The organism is Brevibacillus fortis, assembly GCF_046196545.1.
GTDB lineage: Bacteria > Bacillota > Bacilli > Brevibacillales > Brevibacillaceae > Brevibacillus > Brevibacillus fortis_A.
Genome location: NZ_CP176370.1, coordinates 6059509 through 6081626, shown reverse-complemented (window position 1 = coordinate 6081626; position 22118 = coordinate 6059509). Strand labels below are relative to the sequence as shown.

The 22118-nt window shown below is 48.7% G+C and carries 20 protein-coding genes; 18 read left to right on the top strand and 2 right to left on the bottom strand.

The features are described 5' to 3' along the window. Nucleotides 1–79 precede the first annotated feature (79 nt). The 3 genes from icmF (at nt 80) to ACKKE8_RS29515 (ending at nt 5950) form a co-directional block, all read left to right on the top strand. Nucleotides 80–3331, top strand: a complete 3252-nt coding sequence (gene icmF, locus ACKKE8_RS29525; RefSeq protein WP_409176120.1) for a fused isobutyryl-CoA mutase/GTPase IcmF — start codon at nt 80–82, stop codon at nt 3329–3331. A 257-nt stretch (nt 3332–3588) separates the two neighbouring features. After that, a complete protein-coding gene (gene rpoE, locus ACKKE8_RS29520; RefSeq protein ID WP_409176119.1) occupies nt 3589–4149 on the top strand; it encodes a DNA-directed RNA polymerase subunit delta in 561 nt (186 codons plus the stop codon). A 205-nt stretch (nt 4150–4354) separates the two neighbouring features. Next, a complete protein-coding gene (locus tag ACKKE8_RS29515; protein WP_409176118.1) occupies nt 4355–5950 on the top strand; it encodes a CTP synthase in 1596 nt (531 codons plus the stop codon). 72 nt (nt 5951–6022) lie between these two features. Here ACKKE8_RS29515 and ACKKE8_RS29510 read toward each other — a convergent pair whose 3' ends face one another. After that, entirely contained in the window at nt 6023–6817 is a 795-nt protein-coding gene (locus ACKKE8_RS29510; protein ID WP_409176117.1) for a lipid II flippase Amj family protein, read from the bottom strand. A 171-nt stretch (nt 6818–6988) separates the two neighbouring features. On the opposite strand from ACKKE8_RS29510, the gene ACKKE8_RS29505 reads away from it, so the two are divergent. The 15 genes from ACKKE8_RS29505 to spoIIR all read left to right on the top strand — a co-directional run bounded on the left by ACKKE8_RS29505 (nt 6989) and on the right by spoIIR (nt 21119). Further along, nucleotides 6989–7363, top strand: coding sequence for a response regulator (locus tag ACKKE8_RS29505; protein ID WP_007725537.1), 375 nt, complete (start codon nt 6989–6991; stop codon nt 7361–7363). 103 nt (nt 7364–7466) lie between these two features. After that, a complete protein-coding gene (gene fba / locus ACKKE8_RS29500) occupies nt 7467–8321 on the top strand; it encodes a class II fructose-1,6-bisphosphate aldolase (RefSeq protein WP_048035114.1) in 855 nt (284 codons plus the stop codon). Nucleotides 8322–8335: 14 nt separating this feature from the next. Continuing rightward, nucleotides 8336–8980: a fructose-6-phosphate aldolase gene (fsa, locus tag ACKKE8_RS29495; protein ID WP_015893657.1), complete on the top strand. Its 645-nt coding sequence runs from the start codon at nt 8336–8338 to the stop codon at nt 8978–8980. Nucleotides 8981–9060: 80 nt separating this feature from the next. Beyond that, complete coding sequence (locus ACKKE8_RS29490; RefSeq protein ID WP_409176116.1) at nt 9061–10344, top strand: UDP-N-acetylglucosamine 1-carboxyvinyltransferase; 1284 nt, start codon at nt 9061–9063, stop codon at nt 10342–10344. 28 nt (nt 10345–10372) lie between these two features. Beyond that, nucleotides 10373–11323, top strand: coding sequence for a class II fructose-bisphosphatase (glpX, locus tag ACKKE8_RS29485; RefSeq protein ID WP_409176115.1), 951 nt, complete (start codon nt 10373–10375; stop codon nt 11321–11323). A 79-nt stretch (nt 11324–11402) separates the two neighbouring features. Continuing rightward, nucleotides 11403–12683, top strand: coding sequence for a transcription termination factor Rho (gene rho, locus ACKKE8_RS29480; protein ID WP_015893654.1), 1281 nt, complete (start codon nt 11403–11405; stop codon nt 12681–12683). A 75-nt stretch (nt 12684–12758) separates the two neighbouring features. Next, complete coding sequence (locus ACKKE8_RS29475; protein WP_409176114.1) at nt 12759–13661, top strand: peptidoglycan DD-metalloendopeptidase family protein; 903 nt, start codon at nt 12759–12761, stop codon at nt 13659–13661. Nucleotides 13662–13731: 70 nt separating this feature from the next. Beyond that, entirely contained in the window at nt 13732–14997 is a 1266-nt protein-coding gene (locus ACKKE8_RS29470) for a radical SAM protein (protein ID WP_409176113.1), read from the top strand. 106 nt (nt 14998–15103) lie between these two features. Then, on the top strand, nt 15104–15301 hold the full coding sequence (rpmE, locus tag ACKKE8_RS29465) for a 50S ribosomal protein L31 (RefSeq protein WP_017252381.1): 198 nt from the start codon (nt 15104–15106) through the stop codon (nt 15299–15301). An 87-nt stretch (nt 15302–15388) separates the two neighbouring features. Then, entirely contained in the window at nt 15389–16843 is a 1455-nt protein-coding gene (locus tag ACKKE8_RS29460) for a cryptochrome/photolyase family protein (protein WP_409176112.1), read from the top strand. A gap of 28 nt (nt 16844–16871) precedes the next feature. After that, a complete protein-coding gene (locus ACKKE8_RS29455; protein WP_409176111.1) occupies nt 16872–17447 on the top strand; it encodes a thymidine kinase in 576 nt (191 codons plus the stop codon). A gap of 87 nt (nt 17448–17534) precedes the next feature. After that, entirely contained in the window at nt 17535–18038 is a 504-nt protein-coding gene (locus tag ACKKE8_RS29450) for a sporulation protein (protein ID WP_409176110.1), read from the top strand. A 236-nt stretch (nt 18039–18274) separates the two neighbouring features. Beyond that, complete coding sequence (prfA, locus tag ACKKE8_RS29445) at nt 18275–19351, top strand: peptide chain release factor 1 (protein WP_047069834.1); 1077 nt, start codon at nt 18275–18277, stop codon at nt 19349–19351. Further along, on the top strand, nt 19335–20225 hold the full coding sequence (gene prmC / locus ACKKE8_RS29440; RefSeq protein WP_409176109.1) for a peptide chain release factor N(5)-glutamine methyltransferase: 891 nt from the start codon (nt 19335–19337) through the stop codon (nt 20223–20225). Before prfA ends, prmC begins: the two co-directional genes overlap by 17 nt. 111 nt (nt 20226–20336) lie before the next feature. After that, nucleotides 20337–21119: a stage II sporulation protein R gene (spoIIR, locus tag ACKKE8_RS29435; protein ID WP_409176108.1), complete on the top strand. Its 783-nt coding sequence runs from the start codon at nt 20337–20339 to the stop codon at nt 21117–21119. A 58-nt stretch (nt 21120–21177) separates the two neighbouring features. Here the strand turns inward: spoIIR and ACKKE8_RS29430 are convergent, their stop codons facing one another. Beyond that, the gene (locus ACKKE8_RS29430; protein WP_409176107.1) at nt 21178–21975 is read right to left on the bottom strand and encodes a DUF3298 and DUF4163 domain-containing protein; all 798 of its coding nucleotides are present in this window, start codon (nt 21973–21975) and stop codon (nt 21178–21180) included. Nucleotides 21976–22118 lie beyond the last annotated feature (143 nt).

Genomic DNA, 22118 nt, shown 5'->3' with positions numbered 1-22118 from the left:
TACCTCGCGTCTACCGCGCCTTGATCTGCTTGGCCCTGTTTTTCCTCCTTTTTAAACTTATGAAAAGGAGAGTGGAACGATGGAAACAGAAGTGTATCGTCCGCAAAACAAGGTTCGCTTTGTGACCGCAGCCAGTCTGTATGATGGTCACGACGCCTCGATTAATATCATGCGCCGTATTTTACAATCGTCGGGAGTAGAGGTCATCCATCTCGGACACAACCGCTCTGTTGACGATATTGTAACAGCCGCTGTGCAAGAGGATGTGCAAGGGATTGCCATCAGTTCCTACCAAGGCGGTCATGTGGAGTATTTCAAATACGTAATTGATCTATTACGCGAGCGGGGAGCAGAGCATATCCGTGTTTTTGGCGGAGGTGGCGGCGTTATCGTTCCACGCGAGATTCGGGAATTGGAAGAGTACGGAGTCTGTAAAATTTATTCGCCAGATGACGGCAGACGATTGGGCTTGCAGGGCATGATCAATGACATGATCAGACGTAGCGATTTTCCAACCGTTAAGCAGCTGGAAGAAGAAGTAGCAGGCTTGCGCGAGCAAAACCACCAGGCGATTGCCCGGCTTATTTCCGTTGCAGAGTATGCGGTGGACCAGCCCGAATGGACAGAACCTCTCCAAGCAAGTTTAAGGGAAGCCGATTCAACCATTCCGGTATTAGGGATTACAGGTACGGGTGGAGCAGGAAAAAGCTCATTGACTGATGAGCTTGTTCGTCGATTTATTCGCACTTATCCCGAGAAGACGGTCGCGATCTTGTCTGTCGATCCATCCAAGCAAAAATCAGGTGGAGCGTTACTGGGTGACCGCATCCGCATGAATGCCAACTCGACACCGCGCGTTTACATGCGCAGTCTCGCTACCCGCAAATCGGGCATGGAGCTGTCTGCTGCCTTAAAAGACGCGATTCAAGTAACGCGTTCCGCCCATTTTGATCTGATTATTGTAGAAACGAGCGGGATTGGTCAGGGGGATGCGCAGGTCACAGAAGTGTGCGATGTCTCCATGTACGTTATGACCAGTGAATTCGGGGCACCATCTCAGTTGGAAAAGATTGATATGCTTGATTTTGCTGATGTGATCGCGATCAACAAATTTGAGCGCAAAGGCTCGGAGGACGCTCTTCGCGAGGTTCGCAAGCAATATCGACGCAATCACCAGCTTTTTGAGCTGCCGGATGAGAAGGTTCCTGTGTATGGTACGATTGCGAGCCAGTTTAATGATCCGGGAACAAATGTGTTGTTTGCTGCTCTGATGCATCGAATGGTAGAAAAGACTGGCATTGACTGGTCTGTGGAGCACTTGGATACGACTCCTGTAAAAATTCATAAAACTTCGTTGATTCCGACAGAGAGAATCAATTATTTGCAAGACATTGCCAACACCGTCCGCCAATACCGTGCCTATGCCGAAGAGCAGTCGGCGATTGCCCGCAAGCTGTTCCAGTTGCAGGGCGCAAAGGAGACGGTGCTTGCCTCGGGAGATTCTGCAGCTGCCGAGCTGGCAGCGGTACTCGATAAACAAATCGTTCTCTTTGAAGAAAAGCTGCATCCGGAGTGCCGACGTATCCTCGAAAATTGGCCCAAGCTGAAGGAAGCGTATCGGAAGGATCAGTTCGTCACGAAAATTCGCGACAAGGAATTGGTTACCAAGCTGTTCAGCGAATCGTTGTCGGGTACACGTATTTCAAAAGTAGCCGTCCCTGATTATGAGGATTGGGGCGAAATTTTAAAGTGGTCATTAAAAGAAAATGTTCCAGGTGAATTCCCGTATACCGCAGGAGTATTTCCGTTTAAACGCGAGGGAGAAGACCCCAAGCGACAATTTGCAGGCGAAGGTACTCCAGAACGGACGAACAGACGCTTTCACTTCCTGTCTCAAAATGATGAAGCGAAGCGACTCAGTACGGCTTTTGACTCGGTTACGCTGTATGGTGAGGACCCTGACTACCGCCCGGATATTTACGGAAAAATCGGTACGAGTGGTGTTAGCATTTGCACCCTGGATGACATGAAAAAGCTGTACGCCGGCTTTGATCTTTGTGCACCTAGCACTTCTGTGTCGATGACGATCAACGGTCCTGCGCCCATGATTTTGGCCATGTTCATGAATACGGCGATTGAACAGCAACTGGATGCTTTTGTCCAAAAAGAAGGGCGTCAGCCTACCGAGGACGAAGCGAAGCAAATTAGAGCGTACACGCTGTCGACTGTTCGTGGAACCGTTCAGGCAGATATTTTGAAAGAGGATCAGGGGCAAAACACGTGTATCTTCTCGACAGAATTTGCTTTGCGGATGATGGGGGATATCCAGCAGTATTTTATCGACCAGAAAGTGCGGAACTACTACTCTGTGTCCATTTCCGGCTATCATATTGCGGAGGCGGGGGCGAATCCGATTACGCAGCTTGCGTTTACGCTGTCTAACGGATTTACCTATGTCGAGTACTATTTAAGCCGCGGCATGAACATCGATGACTTTGCACCTAACCTGTCCTTTTTCTTCTCCAATGGCCTCGATCCGGAATACACCGTGATTGGACGTGTGGCTCGCCGGATTTGGGCAACCGTGATGAAGAATCGTTATGGTGCAAATGACCGTAGCCAAAAGCTGAAGTACCACATCCAGACATCCGGCCGTTCCCTGCACGCGCAGGAGATGGATTTCAACGATATCAGAACGACCTTGCAGGCCTTGATTGCCATTTACGACAACTGTAATTCTCTCCATACGAATGCATACGACGAAGCCATTACGACCCCGACAGAGAACTCTGTGCGCCGCGCGATGGCCATTCAGATGATCATCAACAAGGAGATGGGCCTCGCGAAAAATGAGAACCCGCTTCAAGGGGCATTCATCATCGATGAGCTGACTGATCTGGTAGAAGAGGCAGTTATGCAAGAGTTCGAGCGGATCAGTTCTCGCGGAGGCGTTCTGGGGGCGATGGAGACTCAATACCAGCGCGGCAAAATTCAAGACGAGTCCATGTATTACGAAATGAAAAAGCATACGGGCGAGCTGCCAATTATTGGGGTAAATACGTTCATTAATCCGAATGCATCTGAGGACGATTACGAGATTGAATTGGCTCGGGCAACCGAAGAGGAAAAAGAACAGCAAATCATAAATCTCCGTGCATTCCAGGAGCGCCACAAGGATGTGTCTGCGACTGCGCTACGGCGCCTGCAGGAAGTGGCCATGGCGGGAGAGAACATCTTTGCCGAGCTGATGGAGACGGTAAAAGTAGCATCGCTTGGACAAATCAGTGCTGCTCTGTATGAAGTGGGCGGCCAATACCGCAGAAATATGTAAGACAAATCCCTCGGTAGCGATTGCCGAGGGATGTCTTTGGTTTTGATGTCGATAAGAATTAGTTAGCCCCTGTTTGAAAGCCTTGCATTTTCGTCTAAAATAAGGAATACTGTATGATAGCCTTCGTATGTTGTACGATGTACAATCGAAGAAATCGATATCATTTATGAATGACTTATACAAGCCTGCGTCCCCCGAACAGGGCACCGGGTCAGTATTCAAATCAATCGTTTTCATATGGAAAGGACGTGCCCTGAGTGAGTCAATTGTTTGCTCATATTGATTCCGAGAAACTGAGTGAGATGGCGTTAGTTGACATTGCGTATGAAATTTTGCGTGAAACTAACCGCACTTACAACTTCCGCGAGCTGATGAATGAACTGGTTGCAGTGCGCAAGCTGACAGATGAACAACTCATGGCAATCATCGCGCAAGTATACACAGAAATTAACATTGATGGCCGTTTTGTTTGCCTCGGTGACAATGTATGGGGATTGAAACGCTGGTACCCAACCGACACCGTGGAAGAAACCCAAGAGGGTGGCGGAACGAAGAAGAAGAAAATCGTCACGGAAGACGACTTCGACGATTACGATTCCGAAGACGAAGGTGTCGAAGAATACGAAGAAGACGATGTTGTCATCTTTGAGGACGAAGAAGAATTCGTCGACGAGGATTCTGAGATCGAAGAAGAAGAAATCGATGGAGAAATCGACGAGGAAGAACTCGAAGAAGAAGATGATGAGATGTTCGAAGAGGACGAAGAGCTTGCGGAAGAGGAATCTGACGACGAGCTCGACGAAGAAGACGACAAATAGGTCCTTGACTTCCGCTTAAGGGACAGATAAAATACTCCTTGGGCTTCACATGAAGAAGGATCAAATATGGGAAACTATAAAACAAAAGTGCCCCTACCCCATTTCTTTACGGGATAGGACTCGCTTTTGTTTTTCTTTTTTTTTGGAGCCGTCTTCATTCGATTTTTATAACAACTTAAGGGTGAGGGAAAGAGGGGACGTAACGATGACGAAGTATATTTTTGTGACAGGCGGGGTTGTATCCTCGTTGGGAAAAGGAATTACAGCGGCTTCTCTGGGCCGACTCTTGAAAAATAGGGGTCTGAAGGTAACTATCCAGAAGTGTGACCCATACATCAACGTTGACCCGGGAACGATGAGTCCGTATCAACACGGGGAAGTTTTCGTAACGGACGATGGTGCGGAAACAGACCTGGACTTGGGCCACTATGAGCGCTTTATCGATATCAACCTGAGCGCTAACTCCAATATGACGACTGGTAGAATTTACTCGACTGTCATCGCCAAAGAACGCCGTGGCGACTATTTGGGAGGAACCGTTCAAGTTATTCCACACATCACGAACGAAATCAAAGATCGCATTTTCCGTGCAGGTCGCGAAACCGGGGCAGATGTAGTGATTACCGAGATCGGTGGAACTGTTGGGGATATCGAGAGCTTGCCATTCCTTGAATCCATCCGCCAGATCAAAAGTGACATCGGTCGTGAAAACGTCATGTACATTCACGTAACCCTGGTACCATATATCAAGGCAGCAGGTGAAATGAAAACCAAGCCTACGCAACACAGCGTGAAAGAACTGCGCAGCTTGGGTATTCAACCAAATGTGATCGTGACACGTACGGAGCAACCGATGACGCAAGAAATGAAAGACAAGTTGGCTCTGTTCTGTGATATCGATAAAAATGCGGTAGTGGAATGTGTAGACGCGGATAGCCTTTACGATGTACCACTGCAATTGCAAGCACAAGGATTGGACGATTACGTATGCCGCCACTTGGGTCTGACTTGCCAAGAAGCTGATATGACAGAGTGGAAATCGCTCGTATCGAAAATCAAAAACCTGTCCAAAACGACTACCATTGCAATCGTTGGTAAATATGTAGAATTGCATGATGCGTACTTGTCCGTAGCAGAAGCGCTGTACCATGGTGGCTATGCGAACGACTCCAAAGTAGAAATCAAATGGGTACACGCGGAAGAAGTTACGCCAGAAAATGTTGGCGAACTGCTCGGTGATGTAAATGGTATCCTCGTACCAGGCGGCTTTGGCGATCGTGGTATCGAAGGTAAAATCATCGCTACGCGCTATGCTCGTGAAAATAAAGTGCCATTCCTCGGAATTTGCTTGGGTATGCAAATCGCTGTGATCGAGTTCGCTCGCCACGTAGCGGGTATGGACGGCGCAAACAGCTCCGAGATCAACCCGAATACAGCATATCCGGTTATTGACCTCTTGCCAGAGCAAAAAGATATCGAGGACAAGGGCGGTACCATGCGTTTGGGTCTCGGTCCAACCAAAGTGGAAGAAGGCACGCTGACTGAGGCTGCATACGGAAGTACCTTGGTTTATGAGCGTCATCGTCATCGTTATGAAGTGAACAACGAATATCGTGATCAATTGGCGCAAATGGGCTTGCGTTTTGCGGGTACAACTCCAGATGGTCGTCTGGTTGAAATCGTGGAAGTTCCAGAACATCCATGGTATGTAGCGACACAGTTCCACCCAGAGTTCACATCCCGTCCGAACCGTCCACAGCCACTGTTCCGTGACTTCGTGAAGGCTTCCCTGAATAAATAACATAGGTCGATAAATAGAAAGACGCACCCGCGATGTATGGTCGCAGGTGCGTCTTGTGCTTTCAAAAGCAGATCAATGGAACAAGGGCGATAGCCAGGCTACCCAGTAGGCGGCGGGAATGAGCAGGAATTGAGCCAAAATCGTTCCGATAAAACGTGAGATCATCAGCCACAGGTACATGTCACGAATCGATTGCTGCGTGGTTTTCCCTTGCATTGCTTTTTCTGTCAAAAGGGCAATTTGCGGGTCTACCAGAATCGTCATGAAAATCGTGGCAAAACCGTTGATTAATCCAGATGACATCAAAACGGTTGCTTTGTAATCCGGGGCTAGTAATGTCGCGTACAACACAGACAGTACGCTGCTTGTGTAGATAGCTGTCCCCAATGCATTTAATAACAGTAATCGTTTGGGTACGCCTTTGATTCGAAACCGAGAGATGGCTTGCCAGCTAGGAATCCGGACATGATGATGGACACGTCGGATGGTTTCGACGGTAACTGCGGTGCGAATCATTTGCGGAATCGAGCCCGCTATCTCCAAGTGCGAGATCATTCGTTTCGATATTTGGACAAAAGTGGGGAACAGTACGATAGCCGCCAAGGTTCCGAGCGAGGACGCTGCAATAATCACGTGCAATTGCGTGCTAGGATCAAAGTGCTCGATCGCTGCTTGATCCATCAATCCCCCAGTGAATGGTCCTTGAATCAGGTTGGAAGTACGGGAGAGGAGCAATACGATCCCGACCAGAGACATCGCGACAGCTATCCTGCCCGTTTGTACCCCTGCAAAACGGATTCCGTAGGTAAGTGTCTCTGTCGTATGGATAATAAATGTTAACAAGCAAATCAGCCACAGAGCATCCATAGTAAGTATCTGGCTCCTTGTGTGTAGGGGAAATGGGTTTTTCCCATTATACTCGAAATAAGGCATGTGGGAAATTTTAAGCAGATGTTCAGCAAAAAAGGTGAAGGAGTTTCCTGATTTTAGGCGAACCCATAATAATTAAGAAAACGCATTCGTCAGGGGGGAATCAGAATGTTCGACAAACAAGATAAAAAGGTACTGGTTGTGGATGACCAGTATGGGATTCGCATTTTACTGTATGAGGTGCTGGGAAAAGAAGGGTACAAGACCTTTCAGGCAGCAAACGGGAAAATGGCATTGGAAATCGTGGAAAAAGAATCGCCAGATTTGGTTATCCTCGACATGAAGATCCCTGGGATGGATGGTATTGAGATCTTGAAACACATCAAGAAGATCAATCAGGAAATCAAAGTCATCATGATGACAGCTTACGGAGAGCTGGACATGATCAAAGAAGCAACACAACTGGGAGCATTGACTCATTTTACAAAGCCGTTTGATATTGATGAACTACGAATGGCGGTGCATCAGCAATTAGCTTGTTAGGAACTGACTGCTAAGGTCAGGGTACAAGCGTCCCTGTTAACAAATGCTTGTCTGTGGTATAATAAGCCACATGACTGAAGTCTGCTAGAGGAGGATTTACAAAATGCCACTGGTACCTATGACCGCTTTTACCGAAGACGTCAAAAAGCATAAATACGCCGTCGGACAATTTAACCTGAACAATCTGGAGTTTACTCAAGCGATTACGGAAGCCGCGATGGAAGAAAAATCGCCTGTGATCTTTGGTGTTTCTGAGGGTGCACTGAAATATATGGGGATCGATTATACAGTAGCGATTGCAAAAGTGGCTGCTGAACGCGCAGGAGTTCCTGTTGCTTTGCATCTTGACCATGGTAGCAATTTCGACATGGTAATGAAGTGCATTCGCGCTGGGTTCTCTTCTGTTATGTTCGATGGTTCCCATCATTCGTTTGAAGATAACCTTCGCCTGACCAAACAGGTTGTAGAGGCTGCTCACGCTGTTGGCGTATCGGTAGAAGGTGAACTCGGTACCATCGGCGGGGTGGAAGATGACTTGTCTGTTGACGAGGAAGATGCTACCTTGGCAAATCCTGAGGAAGCAATCCGCTTCTGGGAAGAAACAAAAGTAGACTACGTAGCGATTGCTGTAGGTACAGCACACGGTATGTACAAAGGAGTTCCAAAAATCCGCTACGACATTATCGAAAAAGTAGCGAGCAACATTGGAGCACCGATCGTTCTTCACGGTGGTTCCGGCGTACCAGACGAAGCGATTATCGAATCCATCCGTTTGGGCGTAGGAAAAATCAATGTAAATACAGAAAGCCAAGTCGCATGCACGGAAACAGTTCGCAAAGTGCTGGCTGCCAAGCCGAATGAAATCGACCCACGCAAATACCTGAGCCCTGCTCGCGATGCGATCAAGGAAGTAGTAAAAGGAAAAATGCGCTTGTTCGGAAGCAGCAACCGCGCGTAACTGGGAGGATAATCATGCGTTTTTTGATTGATACAGCAAACGTTGAAGAAATCCGCGAGATTCACGAATGGGGAGTTCTGGCGGGCGTAACGACAAATCCGTCTCTGGTTGCTAAAGAAGGACGCGATTTTGTAGAAACCCTGAAAGAAATTCTCGATATTGTTGACGGTCCGATCAGTGCCGAAGTTATCAGTACAGATGCAAAAGGCATGATCGAAGAGGGAGAGAAGCTCGCTGCTCTTTCGAAAAACATCGTCATCAAGCTGCCGATGACCGCAGAAGGTTTGAAGGCAACCAAGTATTTTGCTAAACGCAAAATCAGAACAAACGTAACACTGGTGTTTTCCGCGAACCAGGCACTTTTGGCTGCGCGCGCAGGTGCGAGCTTCGTGTCTCCGTTCTTGGGACGCCTGGATGATATCGGTCAAGATGGCATGCAATTGATCGAAGATATTGCTGAAATCTTTTCTGTTCACGGTATCGACACCGAAATCATTGCGGCATCTGTGCGCCACCCCGTTCACGTAACGGAGGCAGCTCGCCGTGGTTCTCACTTCGCTACCATTCCAGCGAAAGTATTTAAACAACTCATTGCCCATCCACTGACAGACAGTGGCTTGGAGAAATTCCTCGCTGACTGGGCAAGCATGCAAAAATAAGGACACGTGTTTGAAAGTCCAAGCACCTTTTCCATTGGGGAAGGTGCTTCTTTCCCGATTACGCCTGAGGAGAGCAAAGCATGGATAAGCTGATCATCAACGGTGGAAAACCGCTCGCGGGGACGGTGACCATCAGCGGAGCAAAAAACAGCGCAGTCGCACTCATCCCAGCAGCGTTGCTGGCAGATGGACCCGTTGTTATTGAGAATCTCCCCCGTATTCAGGATGTAGGGATCTATCACGAGCTCTTGCAGGAAATGGGAGCTGACGTGCTGTTCGAAGAAGATTGGATGGAAATCGACGGACGTAGTATGAGGCTGATGCTCATGCCAAATGGTCGCATCAAAAAGCTTCGCGCCTCGTACTATTTGTGGGGAGCCTTGCTCGCCAAGTTCGGTGAAGCGCAGGTTGGCTTGCCAGGTGGCTGTGATTTGGGCCCGCGTCCAGTAGATTTGCATATCAAGGGCTTTGAAGCGATGGGCGCCGAGGTGGAGAACAAAAACGGCGTTATGACCATTCGTGCCCAAAATGGACGTTTGCAGGGTGCGCGAATTTATCTCGATCTGGTCAGTGTTGGTGCTACCATTAACATCATGCTGGCTGCTGCCAAAGCAGACGGTGTGACAATTATTGAAAACGCTGCCCGCGAGCCTGAGATCGTCGATGTAGCGACCTTGCTCAACAATATGGGAGCAAACATCAAAGGCGCCGGAACGGACATGATCCGCATTAAAGGCGTAGAACGCTTGCGCGGATGCCGTCATACGATCATCCCCGATCGGATCGAAGCGGGGACGTACATGATTGCGGCAGCGGCTACAAACGGCAATGTGATGGTGGAGAATGTCATTCCAAAGCATTTGGAGTCTGTAACGGCCAAGCTGCGCGAAATCGGTGCGCAAGTGGTAGAACAGGATGACAGTATCCAAGTCATTGGACTTGATTCTTATCGATCAATCGACGTGAAAACGAGTCCGTATCCGGGTTTTCCAACGGATCTCCAGCAGCCGATTACGACCTTGCTGACTCTTGCCAAAGGCTCAAGCATCGTGACGGACAATATTTACAGCTCGCGTTTTCGACATGTAGATGAACTGCGCCGTATGGGAGCTTCCTTGAAGATTGAAGGAAGATCCGCTGTCATCGAAGGCGGAAGCAAACTGAATGGTGCCAAAGTGGTAGCTTCGGATTTGCGTGCGGGAGCAGCTCTGTTCATTGCTGGCTTGGCAACGAACGGCACGACAGAATTAGAAGGACTCGAACATATAGATCGTGGCTACGAAAACTTGGTGGGCAAGCTGCAATCCTTAGGGGCCGATATTACTCGGGTAGGTCTGCAGAGCATGGAAAACCACCAGCGTTAACCAATCACCAGGAGAGGAGTCTTCCAGAATGGAACGCAGTTTAACACTTGAACTGGTACGTGTGACTGAAGCTGCTGCTTTGGCTTCTGCCAGTTGGATGGGTCTCGGAAAAAAAGATGAGGCTGATGATGCGGCAACGACCGCAATGCGCAATGAATTTATGAAAGTGCCGATGGATGGCATCGTAGTAATTGGCGAGGGAGAAATGGACGAAGCGCCAATGCTGTACATCGGTGAGCGTCTGGGCCAGGGAGTGGCTCCGGCAGTCGATGTGGCTGTTGACCCTTTGGAGGGAACAAATATCCTCGCAAAAGGTACGTGGGGAGCGATTTCGGTCATTGCCATTGCAGACCGTGGAAATTTGTTGCATGCTCCGGACATGTATATGGAGAAAATGGCAGTAGGGCCTAAAGCAGTCGGTAAAGTCGATATCAATGCACCAGTTCGTGATAACCTGAAAGCAGTAGCGCAGGCACAGGGGAAAGATATCAGCGATTTGGTCGCTATCGTGCTTGACCGTGATCGTCACTCTAAGGTGATCCACGAAATTCGTGAGGCAGGCGCGCGTATTCGCCTCATCTCAGACGGAGACGTAGCCGCTGCGATCAACACTGCATTCCCTGATACAGGTGTAGACATTTTGTTCGGTTCTGGAGGAGCTCCTGAAGGTGTTCTGGCAGCAGTTGCCTTGAAATGCCTCGGGGGAGAAATTCAGGGTAAGCTCTTGCCGCAAAATGAAGAAGAGATTAAACGCTGTGTCAAAATGGGATTGACTAACCCTCATCAAGTCCTGTTCATGGACGACTTGGTGAAAGGTGATGACGCCATTTTTGCTGCGACAGGTGTGACGGATGGCGAGTTGCTCAAAGGAGTTCGCTTCCAAGGAACTCGTGCGACGACCAATTCCGTTGTTATGCGTGCCAAAACAGGAACGGTACGTTTCATTGAAGGGAACCACCGCTTAGAACGAAGCCGATGAACGGTTTGTAAGAAAACAATTTTCGCATTAATATGTTGAGCTAGGTTTTTTTCAAGAGTAAATAAAGAGTGGTGGATGTATGTTACTTTCTGAACTAGAAGAAAAGAAGCTGACCGATCTCTATAAGCTGGCCAAGGAATACCATATTCCGTACTACTCCCAGCTGAAGAAGAAGGAATTGATTTTCGCGATTCTTCGAGCACGGGCGGAGCGGGATGGTCTCATGTTTATGGAGGGGGTTCTCGAAATATTGCCGGAGGGATACGGCTTCCTCCGCCCCATTAACTATCTCCCTAGCTCGGAAGATATCTACATCTCCCAATCGCAGATTCGTCGTTTTGATCTGCGGATGGGGGATGTGGTATCAGGAAAAGCAAGACCACCGAAGGAGAATGAACGTTATTTTGGGCTCCTTCAAGTAGAGGCAGTGAACGGAGAAGACCCTGAGACAGCCGCAGAGCGTCTTCATTTCCCCGCATTGACACCGTTGTATCCTCAAACCAAGCTAGTACTGGAGACAGCCCCTGAACGCGTTTCCACTCGCCTGATGGATCTTCTCTCTCCTGTTGGACTGGGTCAGCGTGGATTGATTGTGGCTCCGCCAAAAGCGGGGAAAACCATGCTGATCAAAGAGATTGCCAACAGCATTACCGAAAGCCGCCCGGATATCCACTTGTTTGTCTTGCTCATTGATGAGCGTCCGGAAGAGGTGACGGATATGCAGCGATCTGTCAAAGGAGAGGTAGTTGCCTCGACTTTTGACGAGTTGCCTGAGAATCACATCAAAGTTGCTGAGCTTGTCTTGGAGCGTGCGAAGCGACTGGTTGAGCACAAAAAAGACGTGGTGATCCTGCTGGATTCCATTACGCGTCTCGCGCGTGCCTACAACTTGGTTATTCCTCCAAGTGGTCGAACATTGTCCGGTGGTATTGATCCGGCGGCCTTCCATCGTCCGAAGCGCTTTTTTGGTTCGGCGCGGAACATTGAAGAAGGCGGTAGCTTGACCATTTTGGCGACTGCTTTGGTTGAGACGGGCTCCCGCATGGACGATGTGATCTATGAGGAGTTCAAAGGAACCGGAAACATGGAGCTTCATTTGGATCGCAAGCTGGCAGAGCGCAGAATTTTCCCGGCGATCGATATCCGCCGTTCGGGTACGCGTCGCGAAGAGCTTCTGCTAACCAAAGAAGAGCTGGATAAGCTGTGGATGATCCGGAAGAACATGAATGAAACAAATGAGTTTGTAGACTCCTTTATTAAAAAGTTGGCAGATACAAAAACAAACGAAGAATTTTTGCAAACCCTTGAGTCTAAGCAACAGGGCAGAGGGAAAGCAGCTAGCACGACGGTGAGTTCATAATGACTCACCGTCATTTTTTTTGTGGCGTTGGCATACCGTTAGGAAGGGAGCTGGAAAAGAAGGAGGAGATGCTTCGTGGAGTACGTGCAAGTTAGCGCTCCGGTGGAGTCACAGATGGAAGCGAAAAAAGCAGTCGTGGAGCAGGCGCTATTTCAAGCGTTTAATCCCTATGCCAGTCTGGCTTCGCCTGCACCAGCAACGAAAGGAAATTCAGTGGTGTACGCTGTTCGGCAAGGAGATACGCTATCCAGTATTGCCCAGCGCTACGGTCTTTCTTTAAAAAATCTGGTAGAGGCTAATAGCATTACGAATCCCCATCTGGTAAGTGTGGGCATGAAGCTAATCATCAAGCGTGATGAAGTCGGACATATGGTAAAACGGGGAGAAACACTGGATTACATAGCAAGGCGGTACGGTGTAAGTCGGGAATCGTTAATCGAACGAAATCCGCTGCTAAAATGGCTGTCGGACAACCTGTATGTAGGACAGGTGGTGTATGTCCCCATCGCTAAAGGCAATCCGATGTTGGGCAACGATCCGGAGCAGAAGCGAAGTGCCGTTCAAGCGGCAAGCCGGCAAGTCATCACGAGGATTCGCGGCGGTCTAAATTGGCCTGTCAGGGAAGCTACGATTACAAGCGGATTTGGAGCGCGTTGGGGAAAAACACACAAGGGTGTGGATTTGTGGAATGAACAGGAATCAAAGACCCCGATCTTGGCAGCGAGGGCAGGAGTTGTTGTGGAGGCAGGCGCCAACCGGTCAGGGTACGGGCGGATGGTCGTGATTGATCACGGAGATGGCTTGCAAACCTTTTATGCCCATATGCGTCTCTTGCTGGTGTCACCGGGTCAAACCGTAGAAGAGGGTGAGATATTGGGATACATGGGTCAAACGGGTAACTCTACGGGCTACCATTTGCACTTTGAAGTGCGGCAGGATGATGTGCCGATCAATCCACTTCCCTATCTTGGCAGGTAACCCTATACAATTTACATTGCTTTTTCAATGCGATACAATGGGCAAAGCAAAGAAGCGAGGCGATTTTCCCATGTATTTAGTTTACGCAGATGAAAAAGGCAATGTATACGACCACCCAGGTCTTTTTGCAGTGGCTCGTAACGGAGATATATTGACAGAAATTCTGGAAGAAGAACTAATCCCGCTTTCGGAAGGATCGACGTTGGTCAGTTTGCCGGACACCGAGCCGATCGGAATGGACCCTGACACAGGGGAAATGGTCAAGTTGGATGGCTGTACAGCAGTAGGCGCACTTGTGCCACAAGGAATTACAAGGCTCTTGCTGCCAGGCTACGTGAAAACGAACAAGGAAAGCAAGCTGCCATTGTTCGGCTACTCCGCAGTCGTCTGGAAGGATAACCGTTTCTGGGTAACAGGTCGGGCGAGTGACGATATTTACAAATGGGACCCGTTGAACTTCCCGATGGATGAACTGCGCCAGCGAGTGGCAAAGACGTTGGAGACGTTTCCACAAAACCGCATTTTGAACCACTTGTCCCACTGTGCGTTGGAGTACGAATGCTTAACGGCCTCCAATAACTTTTTCAACCGCTGGGAAGGCAGCTTGCCTGTTTCCTATACCTGTAATGCCGGTTGCTACGGCTGTATTTCCGAGCAACCAGATGATAGTGGTTTCCCTTCTCCACAGACGCGGATGAACTTCAAGCCTACAGAGGACGAGCTGGTAGAAGTCATGCTGCACCACCTGAAGACACCGGAGAGCATCATCAGCTTCGGACAGGGGTGTGAGGGTGAGCCTTCTACGATGGCTTCCATCATTGTTCCTGCTATGCGTCGTGTACGGGAAACGACAGATATGGGCTTTATCAACATCAATACGAATGCAGGCTTGACGGATCATATCAAAGGCATTGTCGATGCTGGCCTAGATCTGATGCGCGTGAGTATTATCAGTGCGATTGACGAACACTATAATGCATACTACCGCCCGCGCAACTACACGTTGGAAAATGTAGCGCGTTCTGCTGAGTACGCTGCATCCAAGGGTGTTTATACGTCCATTAACTATTTGTGCTTCCCTGGCGTGTTTGACCGCGAAGAGGAAATGGAAGCGATGATCGAGTTCATCCGCAGAACAGGTATTAAGCTGATTCAGCTGCGGAATCTGAATATCGATCCAGAGAGTTATCTGGCGATGATTCCAAAAGCGCAAGGCGAAGTATTCGGCATGAAGCAAGCTATTGAAATTTATCAGCAGGAGTTGCCAGATGTCGTAATCGGTTCGTTTACACATATTCCTCCAGATCAACTCCAGCGTAGGAAAAACATGGCGTAATCGGCCAACCAGTTGCATTTCGGCAGTGTTTCATGCTACTATCTGATATGTGTTTATATAACTCTGTTTCGGCAAACGATTCAGGGCGGAAAGAGGTGTAGAAGAGATGAAACAAAACATTCATCCTAAGTACAACGTAGTAACAGTTAGCTGCGCATGCGGTAACGAATTTGAATCCGGTTCCGTGAAACAAGCGTTGAAAGTGGAGATCTGCTCCAACTGCCATCCTTTCTTCACAGGAAAACAAAAATTCGTTGATGCAGGCGGCCGTGTAGACCGTTTCAAACGCAAATACAATCTGTAATAATCAGAATGTATGGGAGCAACCAGGTAGAGCAATCTGCCTGGTTTTGTCTTTTTCTGGCACTGATTTTTTTCGGGAGGACAAACGATGACTGCTATAGTCTGGTTCCGTCGGGATCTGCGTTTGCACGACCATGCTGCTCTGCACGCAGCTATGCTCACAGGTGATCCGATTATTCCTGTTTATATAGTGGAGGATTCGCTTTGTCGTTCTGCGGCTGTAGGAGATAAGCGACTGCATGCGCATTTTGCCGCAATAGCTGCACTCAGCGACGGTTTGGCTCAACTGGGAGGATGCCTCTTGATTCGCCACGGCAACCCACAGCAAGTGTTCTGTCAATTAGCACATGAAACGGGTGCAGATAAGTTGTTTTTCAATCGGGATTATACGCCAGAGGCTCGCAAGCGAGACGAGCTCGTGTCAGAAGTGTTGAGCAGTCATGGCGTGTTTGTACATACATGCAAAGATCTGGTTCTGCATGAGCCCGGGGAAATTATGACGAAGCAGCGGACACCGTATGCCGTTTTTACACCTTATCGCCGCGTTTGGCAGACGATCCCCAAAGATAGACCGTTCTCTCAGCCGACAAGATGGAATTTATTTGATCGGTTGAAGGAGTTGGCGAGTGAGCCAGTTCCTACTGTGGAAGCATTTGGACGGAAACGAACGATCGGCCCCGAGTGGGAAGTGGAACAGTTCGGGGAGCTGTCGGCACGTAAACGATTGCAGCAATTTATAGATAGAGACATTTATACGTATAAAGAACAACGCGACGTGCCAGGGGTGAATGCGACCTCCCGGCTGTCTTTTGCCCTAAACACAGGTACTCTGTCTATACGGACGGTGTATCATAGCGTACAGGAATTGCTTGCTTCCGCGCGGGGTGAGCAGGTTACCTCGATCGAAGCTTTTCTTACGGAACTTATTTGGAGAGAATTTTATCAGCAGGTGCTTTATTTCCATCCGCACACGACTGACCATGCCTACCTGCCGCAATTTGAAACGGTTGCTTGGGAAAACAGGAAGGACCTATTTACCCGTTGGTGTCATGGGGAGACGGGCTACCCGATTGTCGACGCTGCCATGAAGCAGTTGAAGGAGACGGGATGGATGCACAATCGGCTGCGGATGATTACTGCATCTTTTTTGACAAAGGATTTGCTTGTGGATTGGCGTTGGGGAATGGCTTATTTCGCACAGCAGTTGATCGATTTCGATGAAGCGGCAAACATCGGGGGCTGGCAATGGAGTGCTTCGACTGGTACCGATGCGCAACCGTATTTTCGGATCTTTAATCCTGTCACACAAGGGGAAAAGTTTGATCCAGACGGCGTTTTCGTCAAAAAATATCTTCCCGTATTGCGTGAAGTACCTCTACAATATATTCATAAACCGTGGTACATGCCAGAGCATATCCAAGAGCAAGCAGGCTGTAAGATTGGCTTCGACTATCCGATTCCTTGTGTGGACCATGCACAAAGAAGAAAGCTGGCCATGGCCTTGTTTCAGGAGGCAAAAGACCGCCATGCAAAGACTGAGTAACAACTTTTAGGCAAAGGGAGATAGAGACGTGGCACAACTATATTTTCGGTATGGAGCGATGAATGCTTCCAAATCCATTCAATTATTGACCGTTGCCCACAACTATGAGCAATCGGGGAAAAAAGTAGTAGTGTTTACTCCAGCAGTGGATGATCGCTATGGCGTGGGAAAAGTTGCTTCGCGTGTTGGGATTAGCCGAGAAGCAGTACCGATTAGCGAAGAGACCGATTTGTATAAAATCGTAGAGGCAGAATCAGTCAAGCCACATTGTGTGTTGGTTGACGAGGCTCAGTTTATCAGCCGCCACCATGTGGATCAGCTCGTCAGGATCGTAGACAAGCTGGGGATCCCTGTAATCGTCTATGGCTTGTTGAAAAACTTCAAGAATGAGCTTTTCCCCGGCAGTGCCGCCCTGTTGTGCGAGGCTGACAAGGTAGAGGAGATTAAAACCGTTTGTGTTTACTGCAATAAAAAGGCGACGCATATTCTCAAGTTCAAAAATGGACAACCCGTCTACTCCGGGGAGACGATTGAAATTGCTGGAAATGATACATACAGCAGCGTCTGTCGCAAGCATTACTATACGCCTCCAGTTACCGAATAAAAGAAAGCATAAGCCACCCCCTGTTTGTCCCGTGCATGAGCCCAAGAGGCGATGCGCAGACTAAGCAAAACAGGAGGTGGCTTTTTCATGCGGACACAGCCTAATTGGCTTTTGCGCAGCTCGCGTGTCGTTCTGGGCTTGGTTGTACTTACGACTGTCCTCACTGTCGGATGCGGAGGAAATACGGCTAAACAACAGGGCTATAGTACGGATATGAGGAATACGCAGCACAATATGAAGATCAGAGGGGATCAAAGCGGCAATACGCTGCAAGGCCGTGCGCCTGTCGCTGCAGATCGTGATCCGTTAATGGGGCGCAATCAAAATCCAAATATGGTTATCGGCCACTGGAACTCACGTAATACCCAAGTCGACGTGACCAATATGGAGAGGATCGCCATGTCGGTAAAAGGTGTGGAAAATGCGCGCATCACACTCACCGATGCCAATGCATATGTTACTCTTGACCTTGTGCATAACATTACTGCGAATCAAGCGCGTACCATCGAGCAGCAGGTGATTTCACTTTTACGGGAAAGAATCCCGCGTTACGATTTTCACTTAACCTCGCATGACGGTTACCATCGCTGACAGGTGAGCAGGACGTTTGTAGCAAGGCTCGGCATAGCCGGGCCTGTTTGGCATCGGTAAAACATTTCCAGTTATAATGCACTTTGACTTCTTGCGCCATTCCTCCTATAATTTATCTGTTATAACCGTTTTTATGGTAGATAGCATTTTTATCGCAATTCATATCTAACATACATGCTACCAAGGCTTCGCCTGCGCCAAAAGGCTATTATTCTTTGCGATGGGGTGAAATAAAAATGTTTACACGCTTATCTGCAGTCGAAGAGCGTTTTGAAGAAGTAACCAACCTCCTATGTGACCCCGACGTCATTAGTGATACAAAACGCTTGCGTGAACTGTCTAAGGAACAATCTTCGTTGGAAGAGACGGTAACGACATACCGTGAATATAAATCAGTGGTGAGTCAAATCGATGACGCGAAAGCGATGCTGGAAGAGAAATTGGATGACGAGATGCGTGAAATGGTCAAGCTCGAGCTCAATGAATTGTCAGCACGCAAGGAACAACTGGAAGATCGTTTGAAGATCCTGTTGCTTCCAAAAGACCCGAACGATGAGAAAAACGTCATTGTGGAAATCCGCGGTGCTGCGGGCGGCGATGAAGCTGCACTGTTTGCAGCGGTGCTTTTCCGTATGTACACGCGTTTTGCGGAGCGCAACGCATTTAAAATTGAAGTGCTGGAGGCAAGCCCAACCGATATCGGCGGATACAAGGAAATTGTCTTCTCGCTGTCTGGCCGCGGTGCTTACAGCAAAATGAAATTCGAAAGCGGCGCGCATCGCGTGCAACGCATCCCGGCTACTGAGTCCGGTGGACGCATCCATACTTCTACTGCGACTGTACTGGTTCTGCCAGAAGCAGAAGACGTGGAAGTGGAAGTACACGAAAAAGATATCCGCATCGATACGTTCTGCTCTAGTGGTGCGGGCGGTCAGAGCGTTAACACGACCAAGTCTGCGGTTCGCGTAACGCATATTCCTACAGGGATCATGGTTTCTTGTCAGGACGAGAAATCCCAGCATTCCAACAAAGACAAGGCGCTGCGCGTATTGCGCGCACGTCTGTATGATTTCTACATGCAACAACAAAATGCGGAAGCAGATGCTACGCGCAAAAGCTTGGTGGGTACTGGTGACCGAAGCGAGCGCATCCGCACGTACAACTATCCACAAAGCCGCGTGACCGACCACCGCATCGGTCTGACCCTGCACCGACTGGAATCGGTATTGGAAGGCGAATTGGATGAAGTGATCGACAACCTGATCCTGCATGAACAAACGGAGCTTTTGAAAAGCCATGCACACTCAGCTTGATTGGTCTGATGTCACGACGATTCGAGAAGCCCTATTACGGGCTTCTTCCTTTTTGCGGGAAAAAGGGACAAAGGATCCTTTGTTCGAAGCGGAGCTAATGATTCGTCATTGTCTCGACTGGGATCGCACGCGCTTTTTAATGGCGATGACGGATTTAATCGATGCAGGAACATTGGAGAAGCTGGACGGACTGTGCGTGCGTAGGGCGAATAACGAGCCCTTGCAATACATGTTTGGCGAACAGGAGTTTTACGGGCGTCCTTTTATGGTGCGACCAGGTGTGCTGATCCCAAGACCGGAAACGGAAATACTGGTGGAGCAAGTGATGGCTGCTGCAGCAAAGCTCTGGCCTGAGCGGGAAGAGCTTGCGGTGGTGGATATCGGCACAGGGAGCGGAGCCATCTGCATTACGCTCGCCTTAGAAAAAACGCAATGGCGCGTGACTACGGTGGACCTGTCTCCTGAGGCAACGGCAATCGCTCGGGAAAATGCAAGTCGTCTTGGTGCAGATGTCCGCTTTTTACAAGGGGATTTGGTGCAGCCGCTTTTGGAAGCAGGCGAAAAGGTAGACATCCTCGTGTCCAATCCACCTTATATCCCGAGTCGCGATGTCGAGGAGTTGGACGATGAAGTACGCGTACATGAACCTCGCTTGGCTTTGGATGGCGGCGAAGATGGTCTGGATTGCTACCGTCGACTGTGTGAGGCGCTGCCGAATCTATTGAAAGAAAGAGCAGTCGTAGCGTTTGAGGTAGGCATTTATCAGGCTGGGGATGTAGCGGCATTGATGAAAGCATCCGGTGTCATGGATGAGGTAGAGATTGTTCCAGATTTGGCGGGGATCGAGCGGGTTGTTATCGGAGTGAGACGATAGCGCTAACTCGTCTCGCCTTTTTTACATAGGGAATGAATGTTTGAAATCGTGTGAATCCGTCCATACTGATTGCTAAAGAGAGAAGATTAGTATAGAGGGAGACGGATAACGATGAAACGGATGTTGTTAATGGCATTTAGCCTGTTTATGCTTATGATGAGCTGGGAGGGGCAGCTTACTTCGGCCAATGTGTTGGATAATGGGCCGATCCCTCAGGAATCCGTTCGCTTGCGCATTATTGCGAACAGCGATTCTGTCCAAGATCAATGGTTAAAGCGCGAAGTCAGAGATGCGATTATTGCTCAAATGAATACGTGGGCGGACGATATCGAGACTTTGGAGGAAGCAGAGCAAGTGATTCAATCACAGTTGCCTGTCCTTCAACAAGTCGTAGACAAGACGATCAAGGAACGCGGTTTTTCGTACAAAGCTGTAGTGGATTTTGGCCAAGTCCCTTTTCCGACGAAGCTGTACGGCTCCTATGTGTATCCTGCGGGTAATTACCGAGCAGTCCGTGTACAAATTGGAGAGGCAAAAGGCCAAAACTGGTGGTGTGTCCTGTTCCCGCCGCTCTGCTTTATTGACATGTCTAATGGCGACGCTGTACAAGCTGAGCCAACTCCAGAGCTTGAAGAATCTGAGCAAACGACAGCAGCTGTACCCGAGGAAAATGAAGACTACGATCGATTTGATAGAAAGCAAGTAGCGGTCTTACCCCTAGAAGAGAACGAAGTAGGGCTAAATTCCGAATCAATGAAAGTGGACGCTGAGCAAACAAAAGTAGAGGTAGAAGAGTCCGAAGAGGTAGAAAAAGTAGAAGAAGCAACTGCCTCTGCTCCTGAAGTAGAAGTGAGATTTTACTTATGGGAAAAAATCGAGAGCTGGCTCTCCTAAGCTGGACATATAAAACGACACCCGCCGCTCGTGCAGGTGTCGTTTTGAATTGCTACGATTACTTTTTGAACAAAGCCTCACGAATCTCAGGTTTCAACAGACCTTGGTAACGATGAGCAGGGATTGCGAACTCTGGCATTCCTGCTGCATAAGCGGCAATTTCGTATTGACCAAAATGAATGACCAGGTTGCCGTCTTTAAAGGAATAGCCTTGATCCTCTCTGATGCTTTCGAATGCATCGTAAGGGTTAAAGCCATCCGCCTCGGTCTTTTCTTTGATTTGTTGCGAAATGATTTGATTGAGAATGGTACGGTAGTCATAGCCAGGCTGGAACAGGTCAGCCAGCTTCAGTTGTTTTGCCTTGGCCTGATTATCGATGGTGTAATACGTAACATCCGTCATGCCATGTGCTCCGCCCGTATAAATGTAGGTTTGTACGGAGAAAGAAACGAGTTTGCCAGCATTGTGCACCTCATAGGAGATGTCTAGCGCATGAGGGCGTGGCTCCCAGCCGTGTTTTTTCGCTTCTGCCGCATCTTCATTGCCGGATTTTTTTCCTTCAGCCAAGCCTGTTTGCGCTTCTTTCAGCAGAGTAGCGTTCAGCTTTGCTTCAAAAGCTTTATCCTTCATCCCGCTAATCACTGGGATGGATACTTTACCTTGAAATTCTTTCGTATCGACCGTAATGGTTTTTGGTGTGAACACGACACCGTTAGCTTGTGGCTTTGGCGCTTGTACAGCAGGCTTTGTGGAGGTTGCAGGTGAAGCAGGTGCTGCAAATACTGGAGCAGCGACGGCTGTTAACAATACAGCTGTGCCAAGCAGGCTGGAAGCTAAGGATTTAAAGGATGACATTTCATTCACGGTCCTTTCGGTAAAGGGAAAGTTATTGTTTTGTTTTCGTGTTCATTCTACTACAAGGCTAAGACAGATGAAGTTAAAAAAAGGTAACAAAATTCTCTTTTCCACGCTGTTCAGAAAAGTTATTCACAAGTTAC